The organism is Nocardioides sp. NPDC004968 (assembly GCF_040608935.1).
Classification (GTDB): Bacteria; Actinomycetota; Actinomycetes; order Propionibacteriales; family Nocardioidaceae; genus Nocardioides.
The window spans coordinates 1-13,061 of sequence record NZ_JBEXJF010000043.1 but is presented as its reverse complement, the minus strand read 5'-3'; the positions used below and the strand labels follow the sequence as shown (position 1 = coordinate 13,061).

Below are 13,061 nucleotides of genomic sequence, written 5' to 3'. Positions count from 1 at the left end.
CTATTCAACCCTCTCCGCGCGCACCGCGATGTTGAGCTCGAGCACATTGACCCGCGACTCGCCGAGGAACCCGAAGGTACGGCCGTCGGTGTTCTCGGTCACGAGCGACTTCACCTGCTCCTCCGAGAGCCCGTTGGCCCGGGCGACCCGGGACACCTGGATGGCTGCGTAAGCCGGCGAGATGTCTGGGTCGATGCCGGATGCGGAGGTGGTGACGGCGTCGGCGGGGACCTGGTCGACCGAGACGCCTTCACGCGCGGCGATCTCGCGCTGGCGCTCCGTGATCGCCTTGACCAGGTCCGGGTCCTCCGGCCCGAGGTTGGAGCCGTAGGTGGACAGCGTGTCCCAGCCGTCGCCGGCCGCGCTGGGACGCGGGTAGAAGAGCCCCTCGTCGTCGTTGCCCTGCCCGATCAGGGCCGAGCCGACCGCCTCGGCGGGGTCGTTGGTGTGCGAGCCGGACTCGGTGACCAGGGAGCCGTCGGCACGCCAGCCGAAGGCGGCCTGGGCGACGCCGGTGACGACCAGCGGGTAGATGATCCCGCACAGCAGGGTCGCGGCGATGAGCACGCGGAGCCCGGCGAGCGAGTGACGTAGCAGTGCAAAGAGATCAGACATGTTCACAGTCCTGGGATGAGGGAGATGACGAGGTCGAGCAGCTTGATCCCGACGAACGGCACGATCAGGCCGCCGACCCCGTAGAGCAGCAGGTTGCGGCGCAGCAGCGCGGAGGCCGAGGACGGCCGGTAGCGGACGCCGCGCAGCGCCAGCGGGATCAGCGCGATGATGATCAGCGCGTTGAAGACCACCGCGGAGACGATGGCCGACTCCGGCGAGGACAGCCGCATGATGTTGAGGACGTCCAGCGCGGGGAAGGCGCCGACGAACATCGCCGGCAGGATCGCGAAGTACTTCGCGACGTCGTTGGCCACCGAGAAGGTGGTCAGTGCGCCCCGGGTGATCAGCAGCTGCTTGCCGATCTCGACCACGTCGATCAGCTTGGTCGGGTCGGAGTCGAGGTCGACCATGTTGCCGGCCTCCTTGGCCGCGGTCGTCCCGGTGTTCATCGCGACACCGACGTCGGCCTGCGCGAGCGCGGGCGCGTCGTTGGTGCCGTCGCCGCACATCGCGACCATCCGTCCCCCGCGCTGCTCCTTGCGGATCAGCGCGAGCTTGTCCTCCGGGGTCGCCTCGGCGAGGAAGTCGTCGACGCCCGCCTCCTTCGCGATGGCCGCGGCGGTGGCCGCGTTGTCGCCGGTGATCATCACCGTCTTGATGCCCATCGCGCGCAGCTCGTCGAACCGCTCGCGGATGCCGTCCTTGACGACGTCCTTGAGATGTACGACGCCCAGCACCCGTGCCGGGTCGCTGTTGCGGTGCTCGGCGACGACGAGCGGCGTGCCACCGGTCTCGGCGATCTCCGAGACGATCACTGCGGTCTCCGGGGGCACCTGGCCGCCGTTCTCCTTGACCCAGGCCGTCACCGCGGAGGCGGCGCCCTTGCGTACGCTCAGGCCGGGGCTGTCCAGGCCGGACATCCGGGTCATGGCGGAGAACTCCACCATGGTGGCCTCTGCCGGCCCACCCATCGAGCGCCCCACCAGTGTCAGGATGCTGCGACCCTCGGGCGTCTGGTCGGAGAGGCTGGCCAGGACGGCCGCGTTCTCGGCCCCGGTCAACGTGGTGCCGGTGACCGGGATGACCTCGTACGCCTGCCGGTTGCCGTACGTGATCGTGCCGGTCTTGTCGAGCAGGAGCACGTCGACGTCACCGGCCGCCTCGACGGCCCTTCCCGACATCGCCAGGACGTTGCGGCGTACGAGCCGGTCCATGCCCGCGATGCCGATCGCGCTCAGCAGCGCGCCGATGGTGGTCGGGATCAGGCAGACCAGCAGCGCGGTCAGGACCAGCCAGGACTGGTGCGCGCCGGAGTAGTCGGCCAGGTAGTAGAGGCTCCAGCAGACGACCACGAAGATGGCGGTCAAACTGGTCAGGAGCACGTTGAGCGCGATCTCGTTCGGCGTACGCTGCCGCTCCGAGCCCTCGACCAGGGCGATCATCCGGTCCACGAAGGAGTGGCCCGGGTCGGAGGTGATCCGGACGACGATCCGGTCCGAGAGGACCAGGGTGCCGCCCGTGACCGCCGACCGGTCGCCGCCGGACTCGCGGATCACCGGAGCGGACTCGCCGGTCACCGCGCTCTCGTCGACGCTCGCGACGCCCTCGATGACGTCGCCGTCACCGGGGATCCGCTCGCCGGCCTCGACCACGACGACGTCGCCGGTGCGCAGGTCGGTGGAGGCGACGAGCTCCTCGGCGCCACCGGCACCCCCACGCAGACGACGGGCGGTGGTCTCGGTCTGGAGCGCGCGGAGCGAGGCCGCCTGCGCCTTGCCGCGGCCCTCGGCGACCGACTCGGCCAGCGAACCGAAGACGACGGTCAGCCACAGCCAGACGGTGACCAGCCAACCCATCACCGACGGGTCGAGGACCGACATGACGGTCGTGGCGGCCGCGCCGATCTCGACCACGAGCATGACGGGGGTCGCCACCAGCTTGCGGGGATCGAGCTTGCGCAACGCACCAGGCACCGCCTCGGCGATCTGCTTGGCCGTGAGCACCGACGGTGCCGCCTCGACACGGGTGGCGTGCTCGGTGTGTTCTTCAGGGGTACGTACTGGGGTCTGGGTCATGACAGGGACTCCACGATCGGGCCCAGCATGAGAGCCGGGACGAAGGTCAGGCCGACGACGACCAGCGCGACGCCGGTCAGCAGGCCTACGAAGAGCGGGCGGTGGGTGGGCAGGGTGCCGGCGTTGTCCGGCAGCCGGTTGGCGGTCGCGAACCGGCCCGCCAGGGCGAGCACGAAGATCATCGGGACGAACCTGCCGAACAGCATCAGCAACCCGAGCAGCGTGTTCCAGAACGGCGTGCCCGAGGTGATCCCGCCGAAGGCGGAGCCGTTGTTGTTGGCGGCGCTGGTGACGGCGTACAACGCCTCGGAGAGGCCGTGCGGACCGTCGGTCGAGAGACCGGCCAGCCCTGCCGGAGCGGTCAGCGCGATCGCGGCGCCGACGAGCACCAGGATCGGGGTGGTCAGGATGTAGACCGCGACCAGCACCATCTCGTCGCGGCTGATCTTCTTGCCGAGGTATTCAGGCGTACGTCCCACCATCAGGCCGCACAGGAACACCGTGACCACGGCGAGCATGAGCATGCCGTAGAGACCGGAGCCGACACCGCCCGGCGCGATCTCGCCGAGCATCATCCCGAACAGCGCGACGCCGCCACCGGGCGCGGTCAGGCTCTCGTGCATGCCGTTGACGGCACCGGTCGAGGTGCCGGTGGTGGCCGCGGCGAAGAGCGCCGTGGCGGCCTCGCCGAAGCGGGTCTCCTTGCCCTCCATCGCGGCTCCGGCGAGCTGCGGGGCGGTGCCGGGGCCGGCCATCTCCGCCCAGGTCAGCAGGGCGATGCCGACGGTGAGCAGCACGGCCATCGTCGACAGGACGGCGCCACCCTGGCGCTTGTCCTTGACGATGAGACCGAACGCCCAGGCCATCGAGAACGGCAGCACGAGGATCGCCCAGATCTCGAGCAGGTTGGTGAACGGGTTGGGGTTCTCGAAGGGGTGTGCGGAGTTGACGTTGTAGAAGCCACCGCCGTTGGTGCCGAGCTCCTTGATCGCCTCCTGGCTGGCGACCGGGCCACCGGTCAGGGGCTGGGTGCCGCCGGTCAGCGTCGTCATCTCGTGCACGGAGTGCAGGTTCTGCACCGCCCCGGCCGCGACCAGCACGATCGCGACCACGAACGCCGCCGGCAGCAGCACCCGGACCGTCGTACGCACCAGATCGACCCAGAAGTTGCCGATCCTTCCCTGGCTGCGGGTGCGGGCCAGCCCGCGCGCGAAGGCGGCGGCGACGGAGAGACCGACCGCGGCGGAGACGAAGTTCTGCACCGCGAGCCCGGCCATCTGGATCAGGTGGCCAGTGGCCGCCTCACCGGAGTACCACTGCCAGTTGGTGTTGGTCACGAACGAGACGGCCGTGTTCCAGGCCCCGTCGCTGGGCAGCGGGTCGAAGCCGCCGTCCAGCGGCAGCCACTGCTGCAGCCGCCCGAAGGCGAACAGGAACAGGATCCCGGCCAGCGAGAAGCCCAGTGCCGACATCGCGTAGGAGCGCCAGTGCTGGTCGGCCTCGGCGTCGACCTTGAGAGCCCGGTAGGCCACCGTCTCGGCGCGCAGATGCTTCGGGCTGGTGTAGATGTGGGCGAGACAGCGGCCCAGGAGCGGGACCGCGAGGGCCAGCGCTGCGATCAGGACGACGATCTGCAGGACGGCGGCGACGACGGGGTTCATCGGCTCACCGCCCGCGGCTCGGTCTCAGTGAGGGTAGCGCCGGTGTCGGTGTCGGAGGGCTCGCTCAACCGCCGGTCGATGAAACCGACCAGCGCGGCGAGCCCTGCGAAGGACACCAGCGTGATGAGGATGTAGACGAGATCTAGCACGGCTCCATTGCATCCCCGCTCGGGCCCTTGGAGTGCCCACCTTGACGGTTCCCTGACGACGTACGCCGTCCGATTGACGCATCCTTGACCTGCTGCCACAGAAATGGCCTCGCGCCGGACATACCCGAGTACGTCCGGCGCTCGTGGCTGGCGCGGTCTAGTAGAGGAGCACCCGCATCAGAACGCTCAAGGCGACGGCAAAGGCGGCCGCGGCGGCGACCACCAGGACCCCGCCGTAGTCAGGCCCCGCCATCACACGGACACCTGCTCGGCCACCGGCGCGGAGCGGCAGACCAGAACGCCCGGCACCCTGCCGAGACGCTCCTCGAGGCGGTCGGCGCTGCCGTCTGAGAGGGCGTGGTCCCACCACGAGTCACGGGCCGGCTCACCGAGCACCAGCAGCACCGGCTGACCCTCGTAGTGACGGTGAATGTAGTCAGCGACCGGCTCGGCGAGATCCCCCATGTCACCGCTCAGCATCACCAGGGGCACCGGTGGCCCCCAGGCGTCCCAGTCGCGGGCGACCTCCTCTGCACCACCCGCGCCGGACAGGTCGCACACATGCACGGCGACGACCTGCTCTCCGGCCAACGACATCGCTGTCGCCAGGCTCCGTCGAGCGATGGCGTCGGCGCCCTTGACCGGCACCACGGCCACGACCGGATGGGCCCGCGGCAACGAGGGACGCCCGGTCGAGGGACGCTCGTCGGAGGCGTACCGTCTCCTGACCGACGCCATCAGCAGCGCCAACGCCACCAGCACGACCACAACCAGCCAGGCCCCGTCGGCCAGCTTCATCGCGGTGGTGACCATCGCGGCGACGGCGGTCGCGACGGCACCCAGCAGGTTCGGCAACGCCGGTCGCCACCAGTCACCCGGCCTCTCGCGACGCCAGTGCACGACCATGCCGACCTGCGCGAGAGTGAAGCCGACGAAGACACCGATGGCGAAAAGTGGAACCAGGGTGTTCATCTGGCCGGCGGCGGCGACCAGCAGCACGGCGGATAGGCCGGCGAGCACCAGCACGCCCCAGCGATGCACGTCGTGGGCGGAGCGATGCGCGAACCGGTGCGGCAGGTAGTGGTCGGCGGCGAGCACCTTGAGCAGCGTGGGCAGCCCGCCGAAGGAGGTGTTGGCAGCCAGGGCGAGCAGCACCACCGTCGCGATCTGCACCAGGTAGTAGCCGAACCCGTCGCCGAGCGTCGCCGAGGTCAGCTGAGAGAGCACGGTGACGCCTTCGCGGGGACGGATGTCGAACTTCTCGATGATCACCGCCAGCCCGATCAGCATCACGCCGAGCACGCCACCCAGGGCGACCTCAGCGGCCTGTGCTCGCCGTACCTTCGGCGCCCGGAAGCTCGGCACCGCGTTGGCGATTGCCTCCACTCCGGTCAGCGCAGCGCAGCCCGAGGAGAATGCCTTGAGCAGAAGGAGTACGCCGACGGTCTGCGTGGAGACGACCGACTCGGATGCGGTGACGGGCTCCAACGGTGTGCTCCGGAACAGGCCGACCACGATCACCGCAAGGATCGACCCGACGAAGAGCACCGTCGGCGCCATGAAGACCCGGGCGCTGTGTGCGATCCCGCCCAGGTTGACGAGTGTGACCAGGGCCAGGACGCCGAGGCAGACCCAGACCGCGTACGGCAGCAGGGCCGGGAACGCCGACGTCAGCGCCGCGACACCGGCTGCCACCGAGACCGCCACGTTGAGCACATAGTCGATGATCAGCGAGGCCGCCGCGACCAGTGCGGCGCGCGATCCGAGATGGCGGCGGGAGACTGCGTAAGCCCCGCCGCCATCCGGGAAGGCCGCGATCACCGACCGGTAGGAGGCCACCAGTAGCGCAAGCAGCACGGCGATCGCGATCGTCACCGGCAGCGTGAGCCCGATGCCCGCGCCCCCAGCCAGTGCCAGCACGAGAACGATCGCCTCAGGCCCGTAGGAGACCGATGCCATCGCGTCGAGCGCGAGCGCGGCCAACCCGCTCCCCGCGGTGAGGCCATCGCGGTCAGGCCTTCCCCTGGGCCGTGAGCGGTAGGTGGGTGCATCGTGGAATGGGACTCGTAGAGACACACCTGCGACGCTAGGCGCCGCCTGCGGGGGGTCCGATCGGTTTGACACATCGCTGACGCCGACGGACCACACCTTGATGAGTTCCTGACGCCCCGCCGACTACCTACGCCGAGCAGGCCCCACGTACGATGTCCCGGTGCGGACGTGGCTCCGCGCGGACATACAGGCAGTCGGTTGCTACCGCGAGCGAGGGAAGAGGAGGTGGCTGAGATGGACGGCCAACCTCCGAGTACCACCTCGCCCTGACCGGTCCGGCCCACCTGAGAGCGTGCCGGGCTGGTGCGTCGCGTTCCCGCGTCGCGATCCCGCTCGCACCATCTGGGAGGCCATCATGTCCGAGCACCCGTTCCTGCGCCCCTTCACCAAGCAGCGCCGTGCCGACCCGCCGGCGACCCTGCCGCTGCATGGCGGAGGCGGTCGGGCCTCGACGCCGACACCCGTGACTCGTGGCAGCGTGATCGACAGCGCCGTCTACGTCGGCGGCGACCGGGTCGACTCGCCCTCGACGCTGGCCGAGACGTACCGCTCGCTCCGCGACCACGACGACGCAATGGCCTGGATCGGTCTCTACCAGCCCAACCAGCACGAGCTGGCCTCGCTGGCCGAGGAGTTCGGTCTGCACGAGCTTGCCGTGGAGGATGCCATCCTGGCTCACCAGCGACCGAAGATCGAGCGCTACGACGAGACGCTGTTCGTGGTGCTGCGGGCAGCCTGGTACGTCGATGAGACCGAGAACATCGACTTCGGTGAGCTGCACCTCTTCGTCGGTCCCGACTTCGTGCTCACCGTCCGCCACGGCACCCAGCCCGACCTCTCCCCGGTGCGCCGCCGGATGGAGAGCAACCCCGATCTGCTCAGGCTCGGCCCGGAGGCGGTGCTGTACGCCATCCTCGACCGCGTCGTCGACGGCTATGCGCCGGTGGTGGCCGGACTCGCCAACGACATCGACGAGATCGAGACCGAGATGTTCCGCGGCGACACCCAGGTGTCCCGTCGCATCTACGAGCTCTCCCGCGAGGTGGTCGAGTTCCAGCGGGCGACCCGACCCCTGCTGGGCGTCGTACGCTCCCTGGCCGCCGGGTTCTCCAAGTACCGCACCGACGAGGAGCTCCAGCGCTACCTGCGCGACGTCGAGGACCACGTGATCGGGACCGTCGAGCAGATCGACGAGTTCCGCAACCTGCTGCGCGACATCCTGACCGTCAACGCCACCCTCGTCGCCCAGCAGCAGAACGAGGAGATGAAGGCGCTCAGCGAGCTCAGCGTGCAGCAGAACGACGAGGTCAAGAAGATCTCCGGCTGGGCGGCGATCCTGTTCGCTCCCACACTGGTGGGCACGGTCTACGGGATGAACTTCGACTTCATGCCCGAGCTGCAGTGGCGCTACGGCTACTTCATGGCGCTCGGGCTGATGCTGACCGTCAACGTCGTCCTCTATATCCTCTTCCGCCGCCGCAACTGGATCTGAGGAGAGGCCCCCACACATGAAGGTCTACGCACTGCGCCCGACCGGGTTCACCGAGCACGTCCCGAAGGAGGTCCCCGATCTGCTCGACGAGCCGGACACCGTGGTGTGGATCGACGTGCCGCAGTGCGACGAAGCGGCATCCGAGCAGCTCGGACAGTGGTTCCCGTTCCACACGCTCGCTCTGGGCGACTGCATGGCCCGCAACCACATCTCCAAGTTCCACTTCTACAGCGACCACGTCTTCACCGTGCTGCACGCCCCGAAGCTGGGGACCGGTGGCCACGTGCACTACGTCGAGCTCGACCAGTTCATCGGCGCGAACTACCTGGTCACCGTGCATGGTCCGGTCAACCCGGTCGTCGCCCCGGAGGTGGCACACATCGACACCGACAACGTGCGTCGGCGGCTCCTGAAGGGCGAGGTCGACCTCCGTACGTCCTGGGACCTGTCCCACGCCATCGCCTCGTCGATGATCCGCCGCGAGACGCAGCTCGTCGCGGACCTCGCCCGCGAGTCCGGACGGATCGAGCAGCAGGTAACCGACGACGACCCCGACGATGATCCGGCAACCCTCTTGGAGGACCTGTTCCAGGTCGGTCACGCGCTGCTGACCGTACGCACCATCGCCACGCACAGCGCGGAGACGTGTCGTGCGGTCGCGCGACGCGGCACCGGGCCGGTCGCGGGCTTGGCGGCGCGAGCGGCCGAGCTGGCCGACCGGTTCGACATGGTGCGCACGATGGCCGACGGGCAGGGCGAGTTCGTCCGTGGAGTGATCGACTTCTACCAGGCTCGCACCAGCACTCACCTGGCCCTGGCCACCGAGGAACTGGCCGCGACCTCGGTGCGACAGAACGACGACATGCGCCGGATCTCGGCGTGGGTCGCCATCATCGCCGCCCCCACCCTGGTCACCGGCTTCTTCGGCCAGAACGTCCCCTACCCCGGGTTCGGTCAGTTCAGCGGCTTCATCGTCTCGAGCGGCATCATCGTGGTCGCCGCGATCGTCCTGTACGTGCTGCTCAAGGCCAGACGCTGGCTGTGACCCGGGCCCTGGGCTCGACGACGTACGCCTGCGCCACAATGTGCCCATGCTGCAGCTGCGGATCACCTCGCCGACGCGCCTGACACCCGCGATCCTCGAGATCCTCACCGCCGACCCCGCCGTCAGCGAGCTCTCGTCCCTACCGGGCGCCTCGCTGCGTCCGGAGGGCGATGTGGTGCTCGCCGCGGTCGCCCGGGAGGCGGCCAACGACATCGTCGACCAGCTCCGCGACCTGGGTGTGCACCATGAGGGCAGCCTCCATGTCGAGCCGGTGCAGACGTGGATGTCCGAGACCGGCCTGGTCGCCGACCACCTCGCCCCGGGCAGCAGCGCCGACTCGGTGGTGTGGGCCGACGTGACCCAGCGGGCCTACGAGGACTCCGAGACCAACTGGACCTTCCTGAGCCTGATCAGCCTGGCCACGATGCTGGCCGGCATCGCGATCGTCCTCGACTCCCAGATCCTGGTCATCGGGGCGATGGTCATCGGACCCGAGTTCGGCGCGATCGCCGCCCTCGGCGTCGCCCTGGTGCGCCGCCGCTTCGGGCTGCTGGGCCAGTCGCTGCGTACGTTGCTGGTGGGGTTCGCGGTCGGCATCGCCATGACCACGCTGGCCGCGCTCGTCGCCCGCGGGCTGGGCTGGATCACGGCCGCGAACGTCACCGCGGAGCGACCGGGCACGGCCTTCATCTACACCCCCGACAAGTGGTCCTTCATCGTCGCGCTGATCGCGGCCGCCGCCGGGGTGCTCGCGGTGACCTCGGCCCGGGCGGGCAACCTGTCCGGCGTTTTCATCTCGGTCACCACCATCCCGGCGGCCGCCAACGTGGCCCTGGGCCTCGCCTTCGGGCTCGGCGAGGAGATCTGGGGCAGCACCCTGCAGCTCGTCGTCAACGTCGCAGGCATGGCACTCGCCGGCTGGCTGACCCTCCTCATCCAGCAGCACGTGTGGCAGCGCGTCTCCGAACGCCGCGCGCTGTTGGCCGCGCGGCTCAGGAAACGCTGACAAAGGTCCCGCTTCTCGACAACTGACGCAAGCACTGGGAGGCTACTGGACTCAAGCAGAACATTTGGTTGACCAGAGCGCTCTCGGAGGACGCATGCGGGCAATTCAGCGGGCTATCGTCGGAGTCGGGCTTGCAGTCGTCGCCCTCGTCGCGATGGCGCTGCTCATCGGAGGGATACGGTCGATCGGACCGGACCAGTCGAGCCGTCCCGCGCACCAGGCGACCGGCCTGCAGACCCGGCTCGCCGATGGCCCAACCGGTCCGCCCGAGCCGGTCGACGCCGCCGAGGACACCTCGGTCGGCACGCTGCCCCCTCCCCCCGACGCCTCGCTCGCCACCCGGCTCGCCTCCCGCGACCTGCTCGCGCCGCCCGACTCGGCGCCGAACGCGAAGCAGCCCACCGAGGCCAGCACGCTGAGCGCCCGGAAGACGCGCGGCCGCGAGAAGTCGGGCGAGACCCCAGGTCAGGTCCCGGCCATGCCCGGGCAGGACTTCACCGCGACCCAGGACGGCTGGGACTGGAGTCAGTGGGCCGACGCGGACGGCTGGTACGGCGACCGCGACAGCGACGACGACTGCCGACGTGAGCACCACGACGAGTACCGCTACGACCGCCGTGACGACTGCGACGATGAGGACCGGCGCGACTGAGCCCGCCTAGAGCACGCTCTCGACGGCCGCACGCACCTCCGGGCTGGGCTCGATGGCCTTGCCGGACTCCAGGTCGTAGAAGACCAGCGTGACCTGCCCGCGGGCGAGCCTGAGATCTCCGTCGGCGATCTCGGACTCGATCGTCATCGACTTGGTGCCCAGCCGGGAGACGTAGCTCCACACGTCGTACGGCTCCGAGCGAGCCAGGACCGGTGCGTGGTAGGTGACGTCGGTCTGCGCGACCACGACGGACGGCCAGCCTTCGATGCCATTGTGCGACCTGAGCCGCATCATCAGCGCCAGTCGCGACTCCTGGAAGTACTCGAAGTACTTCACGTTGTTCACGTGTCCGTAGGCGTCGACGTCGGAGAAGCGGACGAAGAGCGGGAAACGCCCGTCCTCGAGCCGCTTCGGCTCGCCCAGGGCGAGCGGCTTCGGCGACCATCCCTCGGGATGGGTCTCGAGGTACGGCTGGAGGTTGGCCTTCTCCTCGGGCTTGAGCCGGCGCGGCGACTCGGTGGCGAAGACGTACGGCGCCAGGACCGTGCTCGCCCGCACGAAGACCTTGCGGGTGCCGTCGGGCTGGTCCCGGAAGATCTCGTAGGCCATCGTGAAGCTGGCCGCCCGGATGTCGGTCACCCACGACTCGACGTAGACCGGCGTGAAGTCGAAGAGCAGCGGGGCGACGTACGTGACCTGGTGGCTGGCCACCACGACACCCTCGGCCAGGCCCTGGGTCTGCGGGCTCCGGGCGTGCGTGCGCAGCATGTCCACGCGCGCCTCTTGGAGGTAGTCGACGTAGACGACGTTGTTGACGTGGCCGAGCATGTCGAGGTCGGCCCAACGCATGGGGCATTCGTAGAGATGGCGCACGTGGCCGATCCTTCCAGATCATCTTGGGCACTGGGCCTGGCGACCAGACGCCGTCCGGGCGAGTATGGTGTCGACCACAGTTCAACCTACTCATCAGTAACCGGGAGTCTTCATGCCTGAGGCAGTCATCGTCGCCGCCGCCCGCACCCCGATCGGGCGAGCCAACAAGGGATCTCTGAAGGACTTCCGTCCCGACGACCTCGCGGCGCTCATCACCAAGGAAGCCGTCGGTAAGGTCGAGGGTCTCGACCCCAACGACATCGACGACCTGCTGCTCGGCTGTGGTCTGCCGGGCGGCGAGTCGGGCAACAACATGGGCCGCGTGGTCTCCGTGCTGAACGGCTGGGACAAGGTGCCCGGCGCGACCATCACCCGCTACTGCTCCTCCTCGGTGCAGACCTCGCGGATGGCGCTGCACGCGATCAAGGCCGGCGAGGCCGACATCATCGTCTCCGCCGGTGTCGAGACGGTGTCCCGCTTCTTCAAGGGCACCTCCGACCACCTGCCCGACACCGTCAACCACCTCTTCGACGACGCCCAGTCGCGGACCACCGCGACCGCCGCGTCCAACGAGAAGTGGCACGACCCTCGCCAGGACGGCCTGCTGCCGGACGTCTACATCGCGATGGGCCACACCGCTGAGAACCTCGCCACCTCGCGCGGCATCTCGCGCCAGGAGATGGACGAGTTCGGCGTACGCTCGCAGAACCTCGCCGAGAAGGCCATCGCCGACGGCTTCTGGGCCCGCGAGATCACCCCGGTCACCACCCCCGACGGCACCGTCGTCTCGGCTGACGACGGCCCCCGCGCGGGCGTGACCCTGGAGGCCATCTCCGGCCTCAAGCCGGTCTTCCGCGAGGACGGCACCGTCACCGCCGGCAACTGCTGTGCCCTCAACGACGGTGCCGCCGCCGTCGTGGTCATGTCCGACACCAAGGCCGCCGAGCTCGGCGTCACCCCGCTGGCCCGGATCGTGTCCACCGGCGTCTCCGGCCTCTCCCCCGAGATCATGGGCCTCGGCCCGGTCGAGGCGACCCGGAACGCGCTGAAGTACGCCGGCATGTCGATCGGCGACATCGACCTGGTCGAGATCAACGAGGCGTTCGCGGCCCAGGTGATCCCGTCCTACCAGGACCTCGGCATCGACATCGACCGCCTCAACATCAACGGCGGCGCCATCGCCGTCGGTCACCCCTTCGGCATGACCGGCGCGCGCCTGCAGAACACCATGCTCAACAGCCTCGACTGGCACGACAAGACCACCGGTCTGATCACCATGTGCGTCGGCGGTGGCCAGGGCATGGCAATGATCCTCGAGCGCATCTGACACAACTCCCGCCGAGTCGGCCGCGTAATCGCGGTAGCCACCGGCAAAAAGAAGCCCGCCCCCAAAAGGCGGGCTTCCTTTTTGAAGATCGCTCGAAACTCGCAATCAGGAATT

General features: G+C 69.1%; 11 protein-coding genes. 5 read left to right on the top strand and 6 right to left on the bottom strand.

Annotated features, from left to right (window positions below):
* From kdpC to ABZU72_RS25310, 5 genes are all read right to left on the bottom strand, one after another.
* Positions 1-615, bottom strand: coding sequence for a potassium-transporting ATPase subunit KdpC (gene kdpC, locus ABZU72_RS25330; RefSeq protein ID WP_355021551.1), 615 nt, complete (start codon positions 613-615; stop codon positions 1-3).
* A 2-nt stretch (positions 616-617) separates the two neighbouring features.
* Positions 618-2,690, bottom strand: coding sequence for a potassium-transporting ATPase subunit KdpB (gene kdpB, locus ABZU72_RS25325; protein WP_355021550.1), 2,073 nt, complete (start codon positions 2,688-2,690; stop codon positions 618-620).
* Positions 2,687-4,351 carry a potassium-transporting ATPase subunit KdpA gene (gene kdpA / locus ABZU72_RS25320; protein ID WP_355021549.1) on the bottom strand — a complete coding sequence of 555 codons (1,665 nt, stop codon included), beginning with the start codon at positions 4,349-4,351 and terminating at the stop codon, positions 2,687-2,689. Before kdpA ends, kdpB begins: the two co-directional genes overlap by 4 nt.
* On the bottom strand, positions 4,348-4,500 hold the full coding sequence (locus ABZU72_RS25315) for a hypothetical protein (RefSeq protein WP_355021548.1): 153 nt from the start codon (positions 4,498-4,500) through the stop codon (positions 4,348-4,350). The genes kdpA and ABZU72_RS25315 overlap by 4 nt, the downstream gene beginning before the upstream one ends.
* A 252-nt stretch (positions 4,501-4,752) precedes the next feature.
* The gene (locus ABZU72_RS25310) at positions 4,753-6,483 is read right to left on the bottom strand and encodes an APC family permease (RefSeq protein ID WP_355021547.1); all 1,731 of its coding nucleotides are present in this window, start codon (positions 6,481-6,483) and stop codon (positions 4,753-4,755) included.
* Between the two features lie 424 nt (positions 6,484-6,907).
* Between ABZU72_RS25310 and corA the strand changes: the two genes are divergently transcribed.
* The 4 genes from corA (at position 6,908) to ABZU72_RS25290 (ending at position 10,747) form a co-directional block, all read left to right on the top strand.
* Positions 6,908-8,044: a magnesium/cobalt transporter CorA gene (corA, locus tag ABZU72_RS25305; RefSeq protein ID WP_355021546.1), complete on the top strand. Its 1,137-nt coding sequence runs from the start codon at positions 6,908-6,910 to the stop codon at positions 8,042-8,044.
* A 16-nt stretch (positions 8,045-8,060) separates the two neighbouring features.
* Positions 8,061-9,089: a magnesium transporter CorA family protein gene (locus ABZU72_RS25300; protein ID WP_355021545.1), complete on the top strand. Its 1,029-nt coding sequence runs from the start codon at positions 8,061-8,063 to the stop codon at positions 9,087-9,089.
* A 46-nt stretch (positions 9,090-9,135) separates the two neighbouring features.
* Positions 9,136-10,095: a DUF389 domain-containing protein gene (locus tag ABZU72_RS25295; protein WP_355021544.1), complete on the top strand. Its 960-nt coding sequence runs from the start codon at positions 9,136-9,138 to the stop codon at positions 10,093-10,095.
* Between the two features lie 94 nt (positions 10,096-10,189).
* Positions 10,190-10,747, top strand: a complete 558-nt coding sequence (locus ABZU72_RS25290; RefSeq protein ID WP_355021543.1) for a hypothetical protein — start codon at positions 10,190-10,192, stop codon at positions 10,745-10,747.
* A gap of 6 nt (positions 10,748-10,753) precedes the next feature.
* Here ABZU72_RS25290 and ABZU72_RS25285 read toward each other — a convergent pair whose 3' ends face one another.
* Entirely contained in the window at positions 10,754-11,596 is an 843-nt protein-coding gene (locus ABZU72_RS25285; protein WP_355021542.1) for a thioesterase family protein, read from the bottom strand.
* Positions 11,597-11,732: 136 nt separating this feature from the next.
* Here ABZU72_RS25285 and ABZU72_RS25280 point away from each other — a divergent pair, with 136 nt between their 5' ends.
* The gene (locus tag ABZU72_RS25280) at positions 11,733-12,947 is read left to right on the top strand and encodes an acetyl-CoA C-acetyltransferase (RefSeq protein WP_355021541.1); all 1,215 of its coding nucleotides are present in this window, start codon (positions 11,733-11,735) and stop codon (positions 12,945-12,947) included.
* Positions 12,948-13,061 lie beyond the last annotated feature (114 nt).

What these genes read in the sequence shown, in the direction of transcription:
- ABZU72_RS25285 (WP_355021542.1), bottom strand. Translation starts at nt 11,596, where the DNA reads ATGCGTTGGGCCGACCTCGACATGCTCGGCCACGTCAACAACGTCGTC.
- kdpA (WP_355021549.1), bottom strand. Translation starts at nt 4,351, where the DNA reads ATGAACCCCGTCGTCGCCGCCGTCCTGCAGATCGTCGTCCTGATCGCA.
- kdpB (WP_355021550.1), bottom strand. Translation starts at nt 2,690, where the DNA reads ATGACCCAGACCCCAGTACGTACCCCTGAAGAACACACCGAGCACGCC.
- ABZU72_RS25295 (WP_355021544.1), top strand. Translation starts at nt 9,136, where the DNA reads ATGCTGCAGCTGCGGATCACCTCGCCGACGCGCCTGACACCCGCGATC.
- kdpC (WP_355021551.1), bottom strand. Translation starts at nt 615, where the DNA reads ATGTCTGATCTCTTTGCACTGCTACGTCACTCGCTCGCCGGGCTCCGC.
- ABZU72_RS25300 (WP_355021545.1), top strand. Translation starts at nt 8,061, where the DNA reads ATGAAGGTCTACGCACTGCGCCCGACCGGGTTCACCGAGCACGTCCCG.
- ABZU72_RS25280 (WP_355021541.1), top strand. Translation starts at nt 11,733, where the DNA reads ATGCCTGAGGCAGTCATCGTCGCCGCCGCCCGCACCCCGATCGGGCGA.
- ABZU72_RS25290 (WP_355021543.1), top strand. Translation starts at nt 10,190, where the DNA reads ATGCGGGCAATTCAGCGGGCTATCGTCGGAGTCGGGCTTGCAGTCGTC.
- corA (WP_355021546.1), top strand. Translation starts at nt 6,908, where the DNA reads ATGTCCGAGCACCCGTTCCTGCGCCCCTTCACCAAGCAGCGCCGTGCC.